This window comes from Streptomyces rubellomurinus, from assembly GCF_000961885.1.
GTDB classification, from domain to species: Bacteria; Actinomycetota; Actinomycetes; order Streptomycetales; family Streptomycetaceae; genus Kitasatospora; species Kitasatospora rubellomurina.
Window position 1 is genome coordinate 23,045 of the sequence record NZ_JZKH01000039.1, and the last position, 17,451, is coordinate 40,495.

Annotated in this window: 20 protein-coding genes; 1 reads left to right on the forward strand and 19 read right to left on the reverse strand. The window is 70.8% G+C overall.

The window, feature by feature from the left end; all coding sequences use genetic code 11:
• Positions 1-4: 4 nt before the first annotated feature.
• The 14 genes from VM95_RS19725 to VM95_RS19790 form a co-directional block, all read right to left on the reverse strand.
• A complete protein-coding gene (locus tag VM95_RS19725) occupies positions 5-2,746 on the reverse strand; it encodes a hypothetical protein (protein ID WP_045698640.1) in 2,742 nt (913 codons plus the stop codon).
• 13 nt (positions 2,747-2,759) lie between these two features.
• Positions 2,760-4,670 (reverse strand): phage tail tape measure protein, encoded by a 1,911-nt coding sequence (locus VM95_RS19730; RefSeq protein ID WP_052707455.1) that lies wholly within the window; start codon positions 4,668-4,670, stop codon positions 2,760-2,762.
• Between the two features lie 153 nt (positions 4,671-4,823).
• Entirely contained in the window at positions 4,824-5,228 is a 405-nt protein-coding gene (locus tag VM95_RS19735; protein WP_045698641.1) for a hypothetical protein, read from the reverse strand.
• 7 nt (positions 5,229-5,235) lie between these two features.
• A complete protein-coding gene (locus VM95_RS19740; protein ID WP_045698643.1) occupies positions 5,236-5,736 on the reverse strand; it encodes a hypothetical protein in 501 nt (166 codons plus the stop codon).
• Positions 5,736-6,146: a phage tail tube protein gene (locus VM95_RS19745; protein ID WP_045698645.1), complete on the reverse strand. Its 411-nt coding sequence runs from the start codon at positions 6,144-6,146 to the stop codon at positions 5,736-5,738. The genes VM95_RS19740 and VM95_RS19745 overlap by 1 nt, the downstream gene beginning before the upstream one ends.
• 12 nt (positions 6,147-6,158) lie before the next feature.
• Positions 6,159-6,893: a hypothetical protein gene (locus VM95_RS45240; RefSeq protein WP_045698647.1), complete on the reverse strand. Its 735-nt coding sequence runs from the start codon at positions 6,891-6,893 to the stop codon at positions 6,159-6,161.
• Positions 6,894-6,897: 4 nt separating this feature from the next.
• Entirely contained in the window at positions 6,898-7,347 is a 450-nt protein-coding gene (locus tag VM95_RS19755) for a hypothetical protein (protein ID WP_045698649.1), read from the reverse strand.
• Between the two features lie 10 nt (positions 7,348-7,357).
• Positions 7,358-7,954 (reverse strand): hypothetical protein, encoded by a 597-nt coding sequence (locus VM95_RS19760; protein WP_052707456.1) that lies wholly within the window; start codon positions 7,952-7,954, stop codon positions 7,358-7,360.
• A gap of 3 nt (positions 7,955-7,957) precedes the next feature.
• Positions 7,958-8,272, reverse strand: a complete 315-nt coding sequence (locus VM95_RS19765; RefSeq protein WP_045698651.1) for a hypothetical protein — start codon at positions 8,270-8,272, stop codon at positions 7,958-7,960.
• Between the two features lie 71 nt (positions 8,273-8,343).
• Positions 8,344-9,576: a phage major capsid protein gene (locus VM95_RS19770; protein WP_052707457.1), complete on the reverse strand. Its 1,233-nt coding sequence runs from the start codon at positions 9,574-9,576 to the stop codon at positions 8,344-8,346.
• A gap of 85 nt (positions 9,577-9,661) precedes the next feature.
• Entirely contained in the window at positions 9,662-10,342 is a 681-nt protein-coding gene (locus VM95_RS19775) for an HK97 family phage prohead protease (RefSeq protein ID WP_052707458.1), read from the reverse strand.
• The gene (locus tag VM95_RS19780; protein ID WP_045698653.1) at positions 10,342-11,535 is read right to left on the reverse strand and encodes a phage portal protein; all 1,194 of its coding nucleotides are present in this window, start codon (positions 11,533-11,535) and stop codon (positions 10,342-10,344) included. Before VM95_RS19780 ends, VM95_RS19775 begins: the two co-directional genes overlap by 1 nt.
• Positions 11,536-11,549: 14 nt before the next feature.
• The gene (locus VM95_RS42660; RefSeq protein ID WP_052707459.1) at positions 11,550-13,007 is read right to left on the reverse strand and encodes a hypothetical protein; all 1,458 of its coding nucleotides are present in this window, start codon (positions 13,005-13,007) and stop codon (positions 11,550-11,552) included.
• Positions 12,967-13,338 carry a hypothetical protein gene (locus tag VM95_RS19790; RefSeq protein ID WP_157882154.1) on the reverse strand — a complete coding sequence of 124 codons (372 nt, stop codon included), beginning with the start codon at positions 13,336-13,338 and terminating at the stop codon, positions 12,967-12,969. The genes VM95_RS42660 and VM95_RS19790 overlap by 41 nt, the downstream gene beginning before the upstream one ends.
• Positions 13,339-13,768: 430 nt before the next feature.
• On the opposite strand from VM95_RS19790, the gene VM95_RS19800 reads away from it, so the two are divergent.
• Positions 13,769-14,341 carry a hypothetical protein gene (locus VM95_RS19800; protein WP_045698659.1) on the forward strand — a complete coding sequence of 191 codons (573 nt, stop codon included), beginning with the start codon at positions 13,769-13,771 and terminating at the stop codon, positions 14,339-14,341.
• 141 nt (positions 14,342-14,482) lie between these two features.
• On the opposite strand, the gene VM95_RS42665 is transcribed toward VM95_RS19800, so the two are convergent.
• The 5 genes from VM95_RS42665 to VM95_RS43755 form a co-directional block, all read right to left on the reverse strand.
• Positions 14,483-14,695 (reverse strand): hypothetical protein, encoded by a 213-nt coding sequence (locus VM95_RS42665; RefSeq protein WP_157882155.1) that lies wholly within the window; start codon positions 14,693-14,695, stop codon positions 14,483-14,485.
• Positions 14,692-15,423, reverse strand: coding sequence for a SpoIIE family protein phosphatase (locus VM95_RS19805; protein WP_045698661.1), 732 nt, complete (start codon positions 15,421-15,423; stop codon positions 14,692-14,694). Before VM95_RS19805 ends, VM95_RS42665 begins: the two co-directional genes overlap by 4 nt.
• Positions 15,420-16,013 carry a hypothetical protein gene (locus VM95_RS19810; RefSeq protein WP_045698663.1) on the reverse strand — a complete coding sequence of 198 codons (594 nt, stop codon included), beginning with the start codon at positions 16,011-16,013 and terminating at the stop codon, positions 15,420-15,422. Before VM95_RS19810 ends, VM95_RS19805 begins: the two co-directional genes overlap by 4 nt.
• A 178-nt stretch (positions 16,014-16,191) precedes the next feature.
• Complete coding sequence (locus tag VM95_RS38930; RefSeq protein ID WP_052707460.1) at positions 16,192-16,833, reverse strand: hypothetical protein; 642 nt, start codon at positions 16,831-16,833, stop codon at positions 16,192-16,194.
• A 58-nt stretch (positions 16,834-16,891) separates the two neighbouring features.
• Positions 16,892-17,428: a hypothetical protein gene (locus tag VM95_RS43755; protein ID WP_063773526.1), complete on the reverse strand. Its 537-nt coding sequence runs from the start codon at positions 17,426-17,428 to the stop codon at positions 16,892-16,894.
• Between the last annotated feature and the right edge of the window lie 23 nt (positions 17,429-17,451).

Below are 17,451 nucleotides of genomic sequence, written 5' to 3' on the forward strand. Positions count from 1 at the left end.
GCTCCTACAGGGCGGTGATGGCGGGCTGCCACAGCCGGACGTCCGCAGCGGCCGGCAGCGGCTTGGTGACGCCGTTGACGGAGCGGACGGCGGTTGCGGTCTGCGGGCTGGTGGTGCCGGTCAGGGCGGTGATGGTCACGCGCTCGCCGACGATGAGCACGTCGACCGGGTACTCGGCGGGGTCGGTGCTCCACAGCGGCCCGGTGGTGGTGGCGATGGACAGGGTGGTGGCTGTGGCGGTCGCGCCTGCGGCCAGCTGGCTGCCTGAGGTGTCCGCTCGGCCGCACACCGGGTCGTCCAGGACGGCGACGTTCCAGCCCCCTGCTGGCGAGCAGTTGAGGGTGAGATCCCAGTCGTACAGGCCGAGGGTCTCGGTGTAGCCCTCGACGATGAGGTCGGCCGTGGTGGGGCCGTCCGCCGGCGGCAGGCCGGTGATGGTGATGCGGTCGCGTAGGTCGATCCGGAGGGCGGCCGGGATGAGGCGTGGGGCGGCCGCGAGGTCGAGGCGGACGCTCGGGTACCGGGCGCCGTCCCAGGTACCGAGGTGCAACCGCCAGCCGGCGATGTCAGGCAGTTGGCCGTCCCGGTGAAGGCTGAGGGTCACGGCCTCGTCGTAGCGACCGACCCCAGCCGGAGGCATCTGGACCGACAGGCGGCTGGTGGTGTCGACAGCCCGCGCCGACGAGCCACCCGATCTCGTGATCGTCACGTCGTTGCGGACGGCCTGGTCGTCGTCGACCAGCTCCAGCGGCGGGGCGACATCGCCCGCCCCGAAGTCCAGCGTGATCGTCGGCCGCTGGTTGTAGGTGAGGTACCCGGGGCGGTACCAGAGGGCGATGCTGTCCCGGTGCTCGGCCAGGACGCCGTTGTCGGTCTCGGCGGCCTCCTGGAGCAGGGCGAGGAAGGTGGCCGGACGCTGGGCCCCCAGCGCGACCTCGCCGTCGATCTCGCCGAGGGTCAGCGCGGCTACGCCCTCCTCCCGGCAGAGTCGGGTGATCCGTTGGTTCGGCCGGTCACCCTCGAACGCGTTGTCGGCGTGGGAGTAGACGTCCGCCGCGCTGCCGAACACGGCGAGGTGGCCGAGCGCCATCCCATCCAGCAGGTCCCCGAGCTGGGTGTCGATCTCTGTGAGTGCTCCGATGGTGCCGGGGGCCGTACCGCTCACGGACCAGCTCGACTGGCTGCCGACTGCGAACCACTGGACGAGGAACTGCAGGTTCGCACCGACCTGGGTGACCCGGATCAGCATCTGGTGCCAGCCGCCCGCGAACAGGTTGGCCGGCTCGACCGCGTCGAGGACGGTGTTTCCCGCAGCGTCGAGGGCGTACAGGTGCATGCTGGTGCCGCTCAGCGCGCCCACGTCGAGGACCCAGGTGGCAGCCGTTCCGGAGGTCTTCCAGGTGAGGAGCCGAGAGGTCTGAGCAGGGACGGTGGCCGCTCGATACAGGAAGTTGATCTGCCAGACGGTCAGCGGCGTGCTCGGTGCCGGGACGACGCCGTGGAAGCGCGCCCCGGTGCGCAGCACCGGCAGCGGCTGGGAGCCGGCGAGGTCCGAGTCCGCTCCGAACTCGATGGCGGTGACCTCCAGCGGGTTGACGCCTGGCAGCGGGGAGTACGCCTGGCTGGCGCCTCGTTCGTCCTCCAGCGGCCAGTAGGCGAGCGGCTGCCCACTCGGAATGCTGCGACGCAGGGTGGACTGCAGGGGGGCCGCACCTTGACCTAGACGGCGCATGATGCCGGCGGCCTGGACGGGAACGAAGACGTCTGTGCCGGACACGTCCCGCCGGGGCGGCCAAGCGGCGACCTCACCGATGAACCTCGCTACCCGGTTCGTGATCTCGGCGCCGTCTGCGATGGTCCAGGTCCGGCCGGAGCTGTCCGAGAACGAGCTGGCGCCCGGGGCCTGGACGGTGAAGTCGGGTGTAGCGACGGCCGACCCATCGATGCCGGCGCGAACCTCTGCTCGAAGGACGTGCAGCGGTAGCGTACTCACGGCGGGTACCAGGGTGTTGTCGCCGATCACCAGGGGCGCCGTTCCAGGGTGGATCGACGTCGCCCCCGCGGTGACGACTGCATCTCCGAGTTGGGTCCATGGACCGCTCGTGCTGGCCGCGGTGTAGAAGCGGACCGTATGGCCTCCGGTGCCGTTGTCCACGTCAAGGGTCGCGCGCAGGGCCATGCGGCCGGCCTGCGTCGGCTGGACGGCCTGCGTGGATCCGATCGACCGGAAGGTCGCCCCAGTTCCGTCCGCGCTCCACTCGAGGAACAGGAAAGCGTTGCCGACCATGAGTCGCCAACTACGCTGCTCCCCAGTTGAGTTGTCGTAGCGGCTGATGACCTCGTGGTACTGCTCATCGATGGGCAGGCTCCAGAGGCCGTCGAGATCGACGCGGACGTCCAGATCGCCGGTGATGCGGAGTACGGGGGCATCGGGGGTCGTGGCGCGGCCGCCGGTGGTGCCCGGGACGTCGAGGTAGGCGCTGGCGCCGGGCACCGACACCCGGATCGGGGTGTTGCGGCCGAGGAGCCCGTAGTAGGGGCTCACGGGGTTGCGGGGCGAGTACTTGCCCGAGCGGTTGTCGAGGGTGAGAGTGCACTTCGCGGGGTCCACCCGCGAGCCCTCGTCGTGTCGGCCTCGCTCGATGTGGATGCGGTCGCCCAGGCGGACGTCGGACGTGACGTCGATCCAGGTGCCGCCCAGTTGCAGATCGACCTGAACAGCAAGCGGGGTGGTGGGGAAGGCCATGCGGCGCCCCTTTCTACGTGAATGCGGCCTGCGCGCTGCCTTGGCCGGTGACGCGGACGAGGCGTCGCATGAGGCGCTGCATGTCTGAGTCCGCACCGGTGGTGTCGAGGACGATGCGGATCTCGGTCGGTCCGGCCCCGGCGCGGGAGAGCGGGGTGACGGTCGCACCGCCGGGCAGGTCGAGGAGTTCAGGGCCGGCCTCGCCGACGAGGACGGTGCCGCTCCCGGTGATGTGGCCGCCTTGGGCGAGCATCGGGATGTGGGGCATCGAGAAGCCCCGGCCGCCGACGCCGGGGACCCAGTCCGGCAGGGTGAACGAGAGCCGTCCGGCCGTCCGGTTCCAGAGGCTGGCGATCTGGTTGAAGCCCCAGCGGAACGGCGCGACCAGGATCTCGCCCAGGGACTGGAAGCCGGTCGCGATGCGGCCGGGCAGTGCGGCGACGAAGTCGAAGGCGGCCCCGGCGCCGGACTTGATCGCGTCCCAGTGGCGCACGATCCCGAGGACGGCCCAACCGATCGGTCCGGTCAGGATGCCGAGCAGCAGCGGCCAGTTGGAGGCGATCCAGTTCCAGACCCAGGAGATGCCGGCCCAGACGGTCTGCCAGCAGCTGGTCACGATGTCGCGGAACGTCTCGGAGTGCTGCCAGAGCAGGACGACGGCGGCGACCAGGGCAACGACCGCGATGATCATCCAGGTGACGGGGCTGGCCGACAGGGCTGCGTTCCAGGCCCACTGCGCCGCGGTGGCTACGCCTTGGACGCCGGTCCACAGGCCTTGGGCGGCGGTCCACGTCATCGTGGCGCCCTGGACGAGGAGGATCGCCCCGGCGATGACGCCCAGGACGATGGCGATGGGTTGGAGCCAGGTGGAGTGCGTCTGTCCGAACTGCACGATCTGGCCGCCCACTTCGGCAAGCTTCACGGTGGCCTCGCGCTTGAACTTCTCCAGCGCGGCCGCAGGGTTGTCACCTACGGTCTTGGCCATCTGGTCTGCTGCGCCGGCGACTTCGCCGAGCCCCTTCTTCGCGGTGGACGGGTCGAGGGCGTACAACGCGCGCTGCATGTCCTCGGCCTTCGTGCCGAACAGGGCCAGGGCGATGCTGCTCTGATCGACGGGGTTCTTCACCGCCCGCAGGCGGTCGAGGACTTGGTCGAGCGCGTTCGCCGCACCCGGGCCGCCCTGGATGAACGCCTGCTGCATCACCTTCGCGTTCAGGCCGAGGTCCTTGAACGCATCCACGCTCGCCTTCGATCCCGACTGAGCGATGAGCGTGAACTCCTTCAGGCTGTCCGCGACCACGTCGGCATCGCGGGCGCCCGCGCGAAGTCCCTGCGCCAGCAGGCCGGTTGCCGTCGCGCCGTCGAGACCCAGCTGGCGGAACTGCGTGGAGTACTCGGTCAGCGTGTCGGTGAAGTCGCCGGCCTTGTCGACGCCGGCCTGGAACCCCTTGGTGATGACGTCGAACGCCTCGTCGGCGTCCTTGACGAGACCCGTGCGGATGAGCTGTCCGGCGGCCGCGGTCGACTCGGACACCTCCACGTCGAACGTCTTCGCCAGCGCGAGGGCCTTCGTGGTGATCTTCTCGAGGCCTTTACTCGCGGCGTCGCCGCCGATGTTCTGGATGACGCCCTTGATCGCGTCGTTGACCTCCGCGGTGGACTCGCCCCAGGCCTGCTTGTAGACGTTGGCGCTCACCTTGGCCAGTTCGCCGGCGCGCTCGGCGCCGACGCCGAGCTGCGCAGCGAGTTTGTCCGAGGCTGCTCCCATGTCCAGGGAGTCGGCGATGCCCTTGCTGAGGGCGCCGGCGGCAGCGGCCGAGATCCCGGCCGCCGCGGTCGCGATCTTCTCCTTCATCTGGCCGAGGACCGCGGTCGCCTTGTCCTTGGCGATGAGGTTGAACACGAGCGAGGTGTCGGAGGCCATGTCACCTCCTCGCGGTCGCTGCCTTGCGGTTCTCGTCGAGCTGTCGTTCGTAGGCGTCGAGCCAGGCGAGCAGTTGCTCAGCCTCTTCGACCGTCAGCAGCTGCCATTCCCAGGGTCGGACGCCGAGCAGATGGGCGGCGTCGCCGAGTCGCTTCAGCCGGCGATCGGCGGCAGGGCTTTTCCCTCGGGCTCGTCGTGGGCCTCGGCGATCTCCTTGTCGAGCTGGGCGAGAACCGCGTCCCGCTGGTCGGCCGGGACGCTGTCGGCGGCCTGCTCGCGGATCATCTGCAGCTCGGCCCGGGAGTGTTCCAGGCGGAGCTCGTCCCAGGCGAAGTCGACGTCCTCGAACCGGGTGGTGGGGTGTTCTCGCTTGAGGAAGACGAACAGCAGCGCGCGTCGGCACAGGCTGTTGCCCGAGATCACGGCCTTGGTGAAGTCGGAGAAGTCGCGGCCGGTCAGGCGCTCCAGCTTCTCGCGCTCGGCCGACATCAGCTTGGTCGGCTGGTACTGCCAGCGCTGGGGTTCGTCGGAGCCTTCGGGCTGGTAGACGAGGTACACGGTTCTCCTATCGGGTGCGGGAGGCGATGCGCTGGGCCATGGCCTCCATCGCATCGGCGACGGCCTGGCGGTAGGCGGCGGCATTGGGTTCCATGGCGCGGTCGAACCAGTTGACCTTGCCGTGTTGGACGCGCCAGGCACCGCGGCCCCAGCTCTGGGTTCGCCAGCCGGCCGCTCGCTGGGTGCGCTTGGCGGCGTTGGCGAAGTTGCGGACGCCGGGGATCTTGCGGGCCTTGACGCGGGCGCCGGTCCAGCGGCCGCCCAGCTTCACCTCGGGACGGATCTTCTTGGCGATCGCCGAGCGCAGCGCGGGCGCGGCGGTGGTGGTGGCGGCCATCGCCATGATGCCGCTCTTGGCCTGCTCGGCTGCGGGCTTCAGCGCGTCGCGCATGCCCTTGGCGAGTTCCTTGCGCAGCTGCTTGCCGTCCTCCTCGCCGCGCAGTGCGGCGGTGAGCGCGTCGAAGCCCTCGAAGGTGACGGCAACGTCGACCGGGTTCTGGCCGGCCATCAGCTGGTCGCGCGGGTGACGGCGCCCGAGGTCGGGTAGCTGACGCCGACCGTGGCCTCGTCGCCGACGCTGCCGTTGATCGGGGACCACTCCTTCACCAGCACGTTGCCGGTGTACTTGGGGTTGGAGGTGCTCGCGACGGCCTGGTCGGGGCGGACCTCGAAGGCGACGACCTGGCCGAGCAGCGGCCACATGATCGAGTCGAGCTTGGCGGCAGCGAAGTCCTGGACGAACTCGCAGGCCAGGGTGCCGGACTTGAGGCCGCCGATGACGGTCTTCCAGCCCTGGCTGGCGTAGGTGGTGACGTCCTTCTCCTCGACCTCGACGGCGAGTTCGGCCTTCTTGGTCCACTCGGACAAGGGGCTGCCGTTGAGGCTGAGGTACTCGGCGGTGAGGACCATGGTGGGCATGGGTGGGGCTCCTTAGGCGATGCCGAGGGCGGCGACGAACGCGAACGAGGGGGCGGTGCCGGCGATGGTCCAGGCGATGCGCCACCAGTCGTCGGTGACGGCCGGGCCGCCGATGGCGAGGGCCTGTCCGCCGAGGCCGGTGACGGCGTCGAAGGTGGACCGGGTGGTCGCCGAGGTGAAGGCGGCGTTGTCGTCGCTCTCGATGCGGGCGGTCAGCGACGGGGTGGCCCCGGCGGCGGAGAGCACGTGCAGCGTGGCGTACAGGCGCCGCCCGGCGGGGATCGGGCCGATCTGGAGCGCGGTGCCGGCGCCGTTGCTGGAGCGGGCGGTACCGGGCGGGTGGGCGATCTGGCCGCGCACGGTGACGCCGGTGCCGGCCCCGTTGCCGGTCCAGGGGGCGAGGTCGCCGACCGCACCGCCGAGGGTGTAGTCGGTGCGCAGGGCCTGGGTGAGGTAGGCGAGGGAGCCCACCGTGGCTTGGTCCGGGCAGACCGTCCAGGGGCAGACGGCGCCGAACTGGGCCCAGGTGGCGTCGTCAACCAGCCCGGGGTCGCCGGCCTCCCAGAGGCCCTCGGCGGTCAGCTTGCTGGAGCGCAGGCCGCCTTGCACCTGCTTCCAGCGGCCGGAGCCGTAGGTGGTGCGGTCCTTCTCCTCGACTTCGGCGGAGAGTTCGACCTTGTTGGCGGCAGCGGTGAGGTCGGCACCGGCGACGAACAGCCTTACGTCGGTGAGGACTTGGGCGGGCATGGGATCACGTCCTTCCGTCACCGATGACGCGGATGATGACCTCGGCGCCGACGTACTGGATGCCGGCGTGCTCGTACCAGCGGTAGCCCTGGACGCGGACGACGTGCAGGTCGTCGGCCAGGCCTCCGAGGGCGGCCTGGCCGGGCGCGCCGCGAGCGGCCTCGATGGCCCTCTTGAGGCTGGCCGGGCCGGCGCCGGACAGCATGCCGTCGAGGATGGCCTGGGCGTTGCGATCGTCCTGCCGGCCGACCAGGCAGCGGCACGTGAACTCGGCCTCGTCCCGGCCGCGCCCGAAGGTGCGGTCATACTCGACGGTGTACTCGCCGACGAAGAAGTGCGGGGCGGTGACGGCGTCCGGGGTGTAGCCGGTGCAGGTCAACTTGGCGGCTCCGGTGGGGAGGATGACCGCGCGGGCGGCGTCGGCGATGGCCGCGCGGACAGCGGCGAACTGCACGTGGCGCCTCCTATCCGAAGCCGGGCAGGATGTAGTGCTCGATCAGGGCCCAGACGTCCGGGTCGCGGCGGGACAGCCGCACAACGCCCCACTCGGCGGAGCCGGTGACGCCCTCCGGTGAGTCCTTGCGCCGGAACAGGCGGGCGGCCTGGATCAGGGTGGCCTGCACGACGTCGTCGGGGACGGCGGGCCAGCCCCAGCGGGCGGTGACCCGCACTCGGGTGCTGCCACTCCCCCACGTGCCGGCCGGCATGACGAGTGCGGTGACCGGTCGGCCGCGCACGAGCGCGTTGTCCGGGCCGGTCTCGTAGCCGGTGATCGCCGTCCAGACGCCGCCGGTGCCGGCTTCGACGAGCAGGCCGGCGGTGTCGCCGAGGTCGTCCACGATCAGCCGTTCGCCGCCATCGGCGGCCAGTACGCGGCCGTTGGGGTTGTAGGTGCGGGCAGTCGCCGCGGCATCGAGGTAGAAGCGGCGCCCGCACGAGGCGTCGATCGACCGCGCGGCCGCGCTCAGGGCCTTGGCGAGCAGGGAGTCGCGGGTGGTGTCGGCCGGGTCCATCTGGAGGGCCAGACGTAGGTCGGAGATCGTGGCGTATTCGTTGGCCACCGGTCACCCCCGGACGATGTTGCCCTCGGCGTCCCGGGGCAGCCGCGGGCGTCCGCGGCGACGCGCGCCGGTCCCCTCGTCGACGGCCTCGTCCTGGTCGTCGTCCGGCTCGGTCTCGGGGCCGTCCTGGTCGTCGGGACCGGTGTTCTCCGGCTCGGCCTCGAGGTCCGGGGCGTCCTCGTGCTCGACGGCAGCGGCATTGCGGTGGGTCACGAGCTGGTGGGCCTCGGCCTCGGGCAGGTCGAGGACGGCGCCGGGAGGCGGCCAGTCCTGACCATCGCGGGTGCCGGACATCTGGACGAGCATGCGCACGCGCACGGGTCAGCTCCTCGCTGTAGTGAAGACGGTGCTGGGGCGCCGGCGCGCGGGTGCGCGCCGGCGCGGGTCGGTCAGGTCGCGGCGCCGGCGAAGTGCTTGATGGCGCCGGTGGTGTCGACCTGGTCGCCGTCGCCGCGCAGGATCGCGCGGTAGGTGATGAGGTCGGAGTTGAAGGCGTAGTCGTCGGAGCGCTCGAAGCGCACCGCCGCAACCTGCCGCACGAAGTACGTCGAGAAGTCGCCGAACAGGATCGACTTCGCGGTGACCGCGGTGGCCGGCATGTTCGGGTCGGTGTACAGGGGCTTGCCGAGAATGGTGTCCGGCGCTCCGGACAGGCCCGGGGTCCACAGGTATGCGCCGGTGGTGTCCTTGAGCTTCCGGACGGCGGCAACGGTGGTGTCGCGCATCATCCAGCCGCACGAGGCGCTGGCCCGGTACGGAGCGATGACGGAGTAGAACAGGTCGATCAGGTCGTCGGCGTTCGGCGCGCCGGCGACGCCGGTCGCGCCGGTCTTGCCGAGCGAGGCTGCGGTGAGCACGCCGTTGGGCTGCGAGGAACCGGTGCCGGTGACGAGCTGGGCGCCGAATCCGTTGCCGATCGCCCTGCCGGCCTGCGTGGCGAGGTAGCCGACGAGGTCGACGGCGGTGTCGTTGGCCAGTTCGTGCGAGACCTGGAGCAGCAGTCCGTACTTGTAGGCGTCGAGTGGCACCTGGCCGAAGGTCGGGTCATTGGCAGGCAGGTTCCCGGCCTCGGCGACGATCGACGCGTTCGCGCTGTGCGCGGTGGTCTTGGGGACCTGAATCTGCTCGCCGGTCGAGGTGGTCAGGACCGTGGGCCCGGCGGCGAGGACGCCAGACACCTCGATCATGTGCGCGACGAGCCGGTTGTAGAAACTGATCGGAACCGTGTTGGCGCCAGCGGCCGCGGTGAGCTTGGACAGGGTCCGGAGGTCCATCGGCATCGGGCCATCGGGCCGGATCTCGAACGCGCGGGTGCCGGACTGACCGGTCAGCCAGGAGCGGACCTGTTCGGCCTCGCCCTGAATCTGCGGGGTTCCGCGCTCGGCGGGCCGGGACAGCAGGTCGGCGAACGCGGCCTCGGCGTCGGCCGTACGCTGCTCGGCCGCGCGCATGTCCTGGACTCGCTCGTCGATCCGGTCGAGGTCGGCGTTCAGGCGCTGGTAGGTCTGCTCCTCCTCGCCGGTCAGGTCGCGCTGCTCGGTCTCGGCGGTGTCGAGCAGGGCCTTCGCCTGCTCCCAGATGTTGGCGCGGCGCTCCTGGAGCCGCTTGATGAAGTCGCTCAACGTGCCCTCCCTGGGCATGGCGGTGTCGCCCGCAGGCCGAGGCCAGGGGCGGTGGACGGGGTGTCGAGGTGGGGGTCGCCCTGCCTCAGGGGGTGCGGCGCCGGAGAAGGTCGGCGCGCCGCTGCCGCAGGCTCACAAGCGGGTGGGGGTCGCCCTGCCCAGCCGGAGCCATGTCGATGACGGCGGCCGCGGGGGTGCGGCCGAGGAATCGGGCCAGGCCGTCACCCGCAGCGGCGGCCCGGACCTCTTCGACGGTGGCACCTGCGTGCTCGGCGAGGGAGCGCAGGCCGGTGTCGGTGTCCAGGTAGGCGGGGGTGTTGACGGGGGCGACGTCGACCAGCTGGCCCGACAACAGAGTGCGTAGCGGGAAGCCCTGGTCGGTCATGCTCCAGTCGTCTTCGAAGGTGTAGAACGCGAAGCTGCTGCGGGTGACGTCGCCGCGTTGGACCAGCTCGTACACGTCGGCGCGGGCGGACGGCAGGTCGGCGCTGTAGTCCAGGCCGACGCCGTCCACGACCAGGCGCAGGGTGCCGCCGGCGATGGTGCCCAGCAGGAAGTCGTCGTCGTGGTTGTAGCGGGCCATCGCTTCGGGCCAGCCGTCGCCCTCGCTCTTGGCGAAGAAGCCGGGGTCGATCCGCTCGACGAAGCCGCCGAGGTTCCGCGAGAGCTTGTTGAACTTGGCGGCGTAGCCGCCGATGGTCATCTGCCCGGTGGTCGCGCGGACCTCGACCAGGCCGCGCGCCGAGCGGCGCTCTGCCGTACTCATCAGCCCTCCAAGGCCGGCGTCGTGGTGGGGGTGGCCGCGTGCTGCGAGCCGTAGACGTCGCCGCCCGCGCCCGGGGGCAGCGGGGACAGGTTCTCCAGTGCCCGGATCTCGTCCCGGTTCCGCCAGCCCTGCTCCAGGGCCATGCCGTGTGCTCGGTACCGCTCGATGAGGGACGTCCGGATCATCGCGTCGGCGTTGAACTTCACGAACTCCCGGCCCGGCATCAAGTTCGACAGCACCGACTCCAGCCGCACCAGCCAGGGGCGCAGCGTGAGCGTGATCAGCTCGTTCGCCGCCGCCTCGACGTTGGTGTAAGTCATCGAGCCACCGGAGTCGCCGCCCACCATGGTCGGCGGGACTCCGTAGATCGCGGCGATCTGTGAGGCGGTCAAGCGCATCGTCTCGATGAACTGGCTTTCCTCGGGGGAGACTTGCAGCGCGGTGAAGTCCCAGTCCGAGCCAAGTACGAGGGCCTTGCGGGAGCGGATGCGGGCGGAGATTCGGTCGCTGATCTCCTCGGACTCGTCCCGGGTGATCGTCCGGGACGCGTTCTTCAGAACGGCTGGCGGGGTGCCGCCGTTGGTGAACCACGACAGGCCGTAGTCGGTGGTCTGGAGGCCGACACCGATGGTGCGGGCGAACACGGCGACCGGGGACAGTCCCTTGACCTCGCCGGGCAGCACTACCCAGGGAATGTGCAGCAGGTCCGCGTCGGGCACCTGCCGTCCCTTCCAGTAGAAGGCCGGCCGAACCGGGTCGGCGTCGTCGACCCAGACGTCGTCGGGGCTCAGCCACTCGATCATGGTGGGAAAGCCGAGGGCGTCCCGTTGGGTGATCAGGCCGTAGGCGTTGCCCCGCAGCGCGAGGCTGAGCACGAGCTTCTGGAGCCACGTGACCAGGTCGTCGCGGGCAGCCGGTGCCCAGAGGAGCTGGGGAACGTAGGTGACAGGTTCGCGGTTGGCCCCATCCCGCCGGTACAGCTGGAGCGGCAGCGAGGCGACTTGCTCCGAGATCAGGCGCACGCACGCGAACAGCGGGATCAGCGAGACTGCCCGCTCGGTGGATACCTGGCTCGGCGTCGGGCCACTGGCGCCCCACGGCAGCGAGGTGATTGCCCGCGTGGACGTGCGCGCAATCCAGCGCCACGGCGCCGCCAGCGCTCGGCCCCACCGGACCATGCGGCTGCTGGACATCGGCAACCCCTCCTTCACAGCACGGAGTCGAGGACGTCGTAGTCGTCGCCATCGACGAGGTGGGCCCGGGTCTCCCAGGCCCAGCGGGCGAGGGTGACGGCCACCAGCGGTGAGATGTCCACGGTCGAGATCCGCCGGCCCCAGGCCCATGCCTCGCCGAGCGGGCGGGTCTTGGCGCCGCGGATCGCCTCGGCGATCTCGGGCTGGGCGATGTGCCGCACGGTGTGCTGGGTGATGGCGTCGACCAGTTGCCCGCAGGCCGCGGCGACGTCGGAGGCGCCTGGCACCGCGAGATCTCCGCGCCCAGGCTTTTCCACATCCTGTGGACGAACGAAGCCGGCCTTGTCGAGCTCGACCAGCAGGGAGCCGGCCGGGCCCTTGACGTCCAGGGCGATCGCCACCGGATCCCATCGGTCGGCCAGCTGTACGAGCCGGTCGACGATCCAATCCGTGCCGGGGCGTCGGTCGATCACCTCGAGGTGGCCGACGCCGTCCGCCCGCAGGCCGTAGCCCGCGATGCTCGCCCAGTCCCGCGACGGGGTGACGTCCACGGCGAAGGCGATGTTGCCGGTCAGCTGGGACTGCTCGTCGGCGAGGCCGTCCCACACAGCCATGTCGATGACGCCGTTGCCTTCGGTCATCCGCGGCAGCCACCCTCCCAGGCGCTCGACAATGAACTTCTCGCCGAGGCCGGACGGCAGGGACTCGCCCCGCACGAACTCCTCGGCGATGCGGTGGCCCATCGCCGGGTTGCACGCGTACCAGAGGTCGACGTCAACGGCAGCCCGGCGGCGGTGGTCCGGGTCGGTCGGGTCGAGGTCGGTGCCCCAGTCCATGTGCATCATGCGCGGGTCGGTGCCGGACTCGCCGTCGTCGCGCAGGCTGTAGGCCCAGGCGTCAGCCGTCATCGGTGGGGTGCCGAAGAACCAGACCTGCGGGTCCGGCCGAGCGGCCATGGTGGGCAGTTGGGCTGCCATCTGCTCGGGGACGATCTCCTGAGCCTCGTCCATCACGTTCTTGTCGCCCGAGAAGCCGCGGCCCGACCCGCGCGAGCGGGCGATGAACCGCAGCCGGCCGCCGCCCGCCGCACGGGTCAGCTCGATGCCCTGCTCGCCATTGGCCTGCCAGTACCGATTGACCCGCCGGTCCAGATCCGGGGTGGACTGGACGAGCTCCTTGATCCGGAGGAAGCCCTCTTGCGCAGTCTTGTACTCGTGCGCCGAGTGCAGGATCAGCCGCTCGCGGGTGAGGAACAACCATCCCAGCTCAAGGGCCTCGATGATGCCACCCTTGCCGTTCTGGCGGGGCACCCACACGCTGTTCTTGAACGTCGCCCACGAGCCGTTCGGGCGCTCGCCCAGGCCGTGCGTCAGCACGAACTGCTGCCACGGGTCCAGGAGCAGGCTGGCCGAGCGGGCGAGGTCGATGAACTCAGGTGCCGCGCTGCTGACCGCCGGCGGGAACGTCGCCACCCTGGGCATCTGCGCGCCGAGCCGCACGGCGCTTGGAGAGGTCGTCAACCGCGCTCACCTCCCGGCCGCCCGGTATCGACTCCAACTCGGCGATCGTCGCCCGCAGTTCCTTGGACACCACGGCGACCGCCGGGCCCTCGAGGCCTTCCAGCTCCTGGGCGAGCTTGTCCCGAACGGCTTCCAGCGCAGCGCGCCGGTCGCCCGAGGCGGCCGCCGAGTAGACCGACCCGGCCATGATCACCTCCGGCTGATCTCGCGGGGAGAGATGCGGAAGGGTGGGCGCGGGGCCTTCCGGCCGGCCCACCCAAAAATCGGCATCACCCCAAGTCACGAATTTATGATCACCAGTTCCGGGACGTACGCACAGCCTTCGTGATCGCGCGGTTGCCCCTCTCGGTGTTGCACAGCCGGCCGCACGTCCGACACGGCGCGTTGGCACCGTGGGCCGGCCTCATCAGGTGCGGGTCGAGGGGCTGGCCGGGGTCGAGGCTCACCGGGGTGAGGTGGTCAGCCTCGCCCGCGCCGTCGTGCCCGCAGATGTGACAGACAGTCCCGTAGATCGCGAACATCTCGCGGCGTGCGCGCTGGTAGGGGCGGCCCTTTCGGTGCCGGCTGACTGCCATGGGCACCTCCATTCCCGGGAAGGGGGTTGTTTCCGGAGAGGAGGGGGTGCCTTCAGGCAAGTACCCGTAGAGGCAAAGCGGCTGCCGGGTTTTCCAAGTCGGGGGTGATCACCGACCATCCGGCACTAGGGTTCGGCCATGCATCTTGCAGGACAGATAAATTGGGGCGACGTCCCTACCTGGGCCGGCTTCGTAGCAGCGGCAGTTGCGGCCGCTTTCGCGGCTGCCGGGTTTGTCAAGCTCAGGGAACAGGCCGAGGAGCAGAGCACGTTCATCACCGAGCAACGCGCCCTCATGGCAGAGCAGATGGCCACTTTGACGCTTGAACGCAAGGAGCTGCGCGCAGTCGCTGAGGATCGGATTTCCAGCCAGGCTCGTCAAGTCAAGATGGATGTCCAGGAGTTCGACCGCACGATGGTCGCCAGGGTCTTCAACAAGAGCGGGTGGACCATCCGCGATGTTGCGGTGAAGTTCGGTTCCCACACACCCATGATCCATGAGGTGTCCCGAGAGAACTTCTCAGTGGTCTTGGGCGAGTACGAGGGCTCCGTGCCAATGGTCGGCCCTGACCACGTATTCGAGTTCTGGCTTCAGGACCAGCCGATGAACGTGATGCTCGAGTCACGTCCGGTACTTCACTTCCGAGACAGCCAGGGCGCCGAGTGGCAGCTCGACGAGTACGGGGATCTGAAGCCGGTCCGGCAAAGCTGATCCCCAGACGGCGGCCTGTCGCCCCCCGCACCGTAACGACGAAGGGCCCCGCAGTTGCTGCGGGGCCCTTCGGTGGTCTCGTTCACCTGAGTGCGGACACACGGGTGGTAGCAAGATCGTTGCATCGTGCTGGCGCGCTGGTCAAGCGGGTTCGCCGCGGCTGGCTTGCCAGCGGTAGACGAGGCGCAGCGCTTGGGCGGCGTCGAACTCGGGGTAGCGGGTCGTGCCACCGATTCGGGTGAGGCTGCCGCGGTGGACCCAGGAACGGATGGTTGGGGCAGGAACTCCCAAGCGACCGAGGTCGGCGGCGGTGATGCGGCCGGTGGCCGGCACCCGATTGCGGAGGACGATCACGAGCTGGGCACCTGGGTGGTGCTGTTCAATTTGATCACCACGGCGGTCGCGTCGTCGCGGACGCCGTCCGGGCCGGGTTCCGCAGCGGCGACCAGCGCTTGGGCCAGCGTCTGCGGAGCGTCCTGGTGCTGAACCAGCAGAGTCCGCAGGACGTCGTGCGACAGCTGGTCGTGTACTCCGTCCGTGGTCAGCACGACCGCCAGCGGGCGGTCAGTCCAGGCTTCAGCGACGGTGGCCACGCTCGCTGTGGCCACCGTGGTCCGCACCCACTGCGACGCACGTCGGGTGATCTCGCCGTCGTAGCCAGCCATCGCCAGCTGTGTCGCGAGGTTGTGATCGACAGTCAGCCGTTGCACCTGCCCGTCCTCCGTCAGGACATACGCCCGACAGTCTCCGACCCAGGCGATCCGGACGCGTTCGTCGCCCGGCTGCGCGACGGCGACTATGGCGACGGCGTCGGGCTCGGTCTCGTCGCCGGCACCGGGGTCTGCCACCAGTTCGGTGCCGGTAAGCAATCCGGCCAGGGGGCCCCGCCGAGCAGCGATACGGGCCGTGACGTCGGCGATAAGCTGCGCGATCGCTGCCACTCGGAAGCTGTGCCCGATCCCGTCGACCACGGCCACCGCGGTGGTGCCGTCCGCATGGACGTGCACTGTGACGGCGTCCCCGCTCGGCGCCACGGTTCCCTCTCGAGTGGCCGTACCGGTCACCACGTGGTCATTCGTCATGAGGCCACCTTGGTACGGGCAGTGGCCCCGGAGCGGCACAGCTGCGTGACACGGGACGGGTCGCGGCCGAGCGCCAGGGCAACGTCAGCTCGAGGAACACCACCGGCGCGCAGGCGCCGCACGAGGGCGTCCCGCTGGTGATCGTCGTCCTGGTGCTCGTCGGCGCGAGCGGCGGCCCGGGCCAGGTGGGGGAGCGCGCTCACCCCGAGAGGTGAGCCATCGTCGGGTATCGGCAGCCAGTCGGCGAGTTCCTTGTCGGCCTGTTCGAGGTGATGCGGTGCGTCACCGGGGGCGCGCTGGGCAAGCTGGGTCCACCCGATGGAGATGCTCGTGGGTCCGGGCTTGGGGGTGATGATGCTCACCAGCTGCCGGCGGCCACTGGTGGGGATGCTCACTTCGCCCCGGGCGTAGGCGGTGTGCCCGCTGATCCGCCGGGGGCTGGGCTGGTCGCTGATCTGCATGGTCAGGACGGTGGTACCGGCAGGGGTCGTCTCGACGCCCCAGATGGTCACGGTGCCAACAACAGCCCATGGACCGGCGATGCCGAGCAGATGGGCGGTGTGGACCGCACCGGGGATGAACGGGCTCACGATGGCGGCTCCGTATTGGTGAGGGCGCTCACCCTTGAGGTGAGCGCGGTGCGGATGGTGGCTTGAGGTCGAGGGCGGCGTAGGCGCGGGTGAAGGTCCGGGCTCGGCGGTGCTTGGCGGCCAGTTCGGCGTCGGCCGGTGCACGGTGCGGGTGCTCCTCGAACCGGGTGGGCTCGGTTCAAGCGGCCGACCGGTCGTCGGTGCGGGTCTGTTCCAGGCGGCGGCGCAGCGCCAGCCACTGAAGCTGGCCCCACTCGGTGCCGCAGCGGGCGCAGCGGACGATGACGCCGCCGTACGGCATCTCGAGGCGGCCGCCGCAGGCCTCGGTGCTCCCGGGGTTGGCGGGGTGGCGGCCGACGAGGGTGGGGCGGTCGGTGGGGGCGATGTGCCGGGCCGCGGCCCGGTGGAGCTGCGCGACCTCGCGGGCGAGGTCGCCGGCGGCCAACCAGTCGAGCTGGATGTAGGCGAGGTGGTCGCGCAGGCCGAGGGCGGCGCGGCGCAGCCGGCCGGCCTGGTCGCCCCAGGGCGAGGGCCAGGGCAGTCCGGCGTCCTCGTGCAGGGCTTGGCGCCACGTCTCCAGCACGGTGACGACGCCGCCGGGCGCGATCAGGTCGAGGACGTCCAAGTCGACGGGCAGCGGTGCATCCGGCCCGGCCGGGGCGGTTCCCAGACGATCGGGCACCTGGGAGGACGGCCGGAGGTAAGCGCTCAGCGCGGTGTACATCGCAGGCAGGTCGGCCAGGTGCTGGCCGAGGCGGAGCGTGCACGTGCCGCAGAGCCGGCCGGTGGTGTCGCGGGTACAGGTGAGGCAGGCCGTCATGGTGGTCCTCCTGGTGGTGCAGGCCGACCGGAGCCGGGCGGCGAGACGATCGGGTGGGTCAACGGGTGCCGGGCGGCGGGTACGCGGCGGCGATCCGGTCCAGCTCGGCGGTGAGGTCGATGCCGGCGTCGTCGAGGGCGGCGTGCAAGCGGGTAAGGGCGGCCGCCTCGGTGCGCATGACAGCGACGTGCTCGTCGGTGCGTCCGGCCGGGTCGGCGGACGCCGCCCAGACCTGTTCGGCGCACACCCGGGACATGAGGCTGAGGGTGGTGTGTGCCGAGGACGCGCGGCGGGCCTGACGGCGGGCCTCGGCGACCGCGGCCTGGTGGGCGGCGCGGGCGCGGCGCAGCTGGGCGAGAGTCTCGGCGTGGCACTGGGCGGCGCGGCGCGCGGTGGCCCGGGCGCCGCCGGCGGTGCGCCGGGCCTGGGCGTGGTCGGCCTCGGAGTGCTCCCACAGGCGCAACAGGACGCCAGCCTCATCGGGGCCGAGTCGTACGGCAGCGCGGCGGACGAGGTGGTCGAGGCGGGTCCGCTCGGTGTCCGTGAGCGCGGGCGGCGTCGGCCGGCGGCGACTCATCGAGGACGGGGTGCTCACGGATGATCGATCTCCTTCGGGCG

Coding starts and splice junctions, on each gene's coding strand:
- VM95_RS19745 (WP_045698645.1), bottom strand. CDS start 6,146: ATGCCCACCATGGTCCTCACCGCCGAGTACCTCAGCCTCAACGGCAGC.
- VM95_RS19730 (WP_052707455.1), bottom strand. CDS start 4,670: ATGGCCTCCGACACCTCGCTCGTGTTCAACCTCATCGCCAAGGACAAG.
- VM95_RS19805 (WP_045698661.1), bottom strand. CDS start 15,423: ATGACGAATGACCACGTGGTGACCGGTACGGCCACTCGAGAGGGAACC.
- VM95_RS19725 (WP_045698640.1), bottom strand. CDS start 2,746: ATGGCCTTCCCCACCACCCCGCTTGCTGTTCAGGTCGATCTGCAACTG.
- VM95_RS19800 (WP_045698659.1), top strand. CDS start 13,769: ATGCATCTTGCAGGACAGATAAATTGGGGCGACGTCCCTACCTGGGCC.
- VM95_RS19780 (WP_045698653.1), bottom strand. CDS start 11,535: ATGTCCAGCAGCCGCATGGTCCGGTGGGGCCGAGCGCTGGCGGCGCCG.
- VM95_RS38930 (WP_052707460.1), bottom strand. CDS start 16,833: ATGACGGCCTGCCTCACCTGTACCCGCGACACCACCGGCCGGCTCTGC.
- VM95_RS19775 (WP_052707458.1), bottom strand. CDS start 10,342: ATGAGTACGGCAGAGCGCCGCTCGGCGCGCGGCCTGGTCGAGGTCCGC.
- VM95_RS19740 (WP_045698643.1), bottom strand. CDS start 5,736: ATGGCCGGCCAGAACCCGGTCGACGTTGCCGTCACCTTCGAGGGCTTC.
- VM95_RS45240 (WP_045698647.1), bottom strand. CDS start 6,893: ATGCCCGCCCAAGTCCTCACCGACGTAAGGCTGTTCGTCGCCGGTGCC.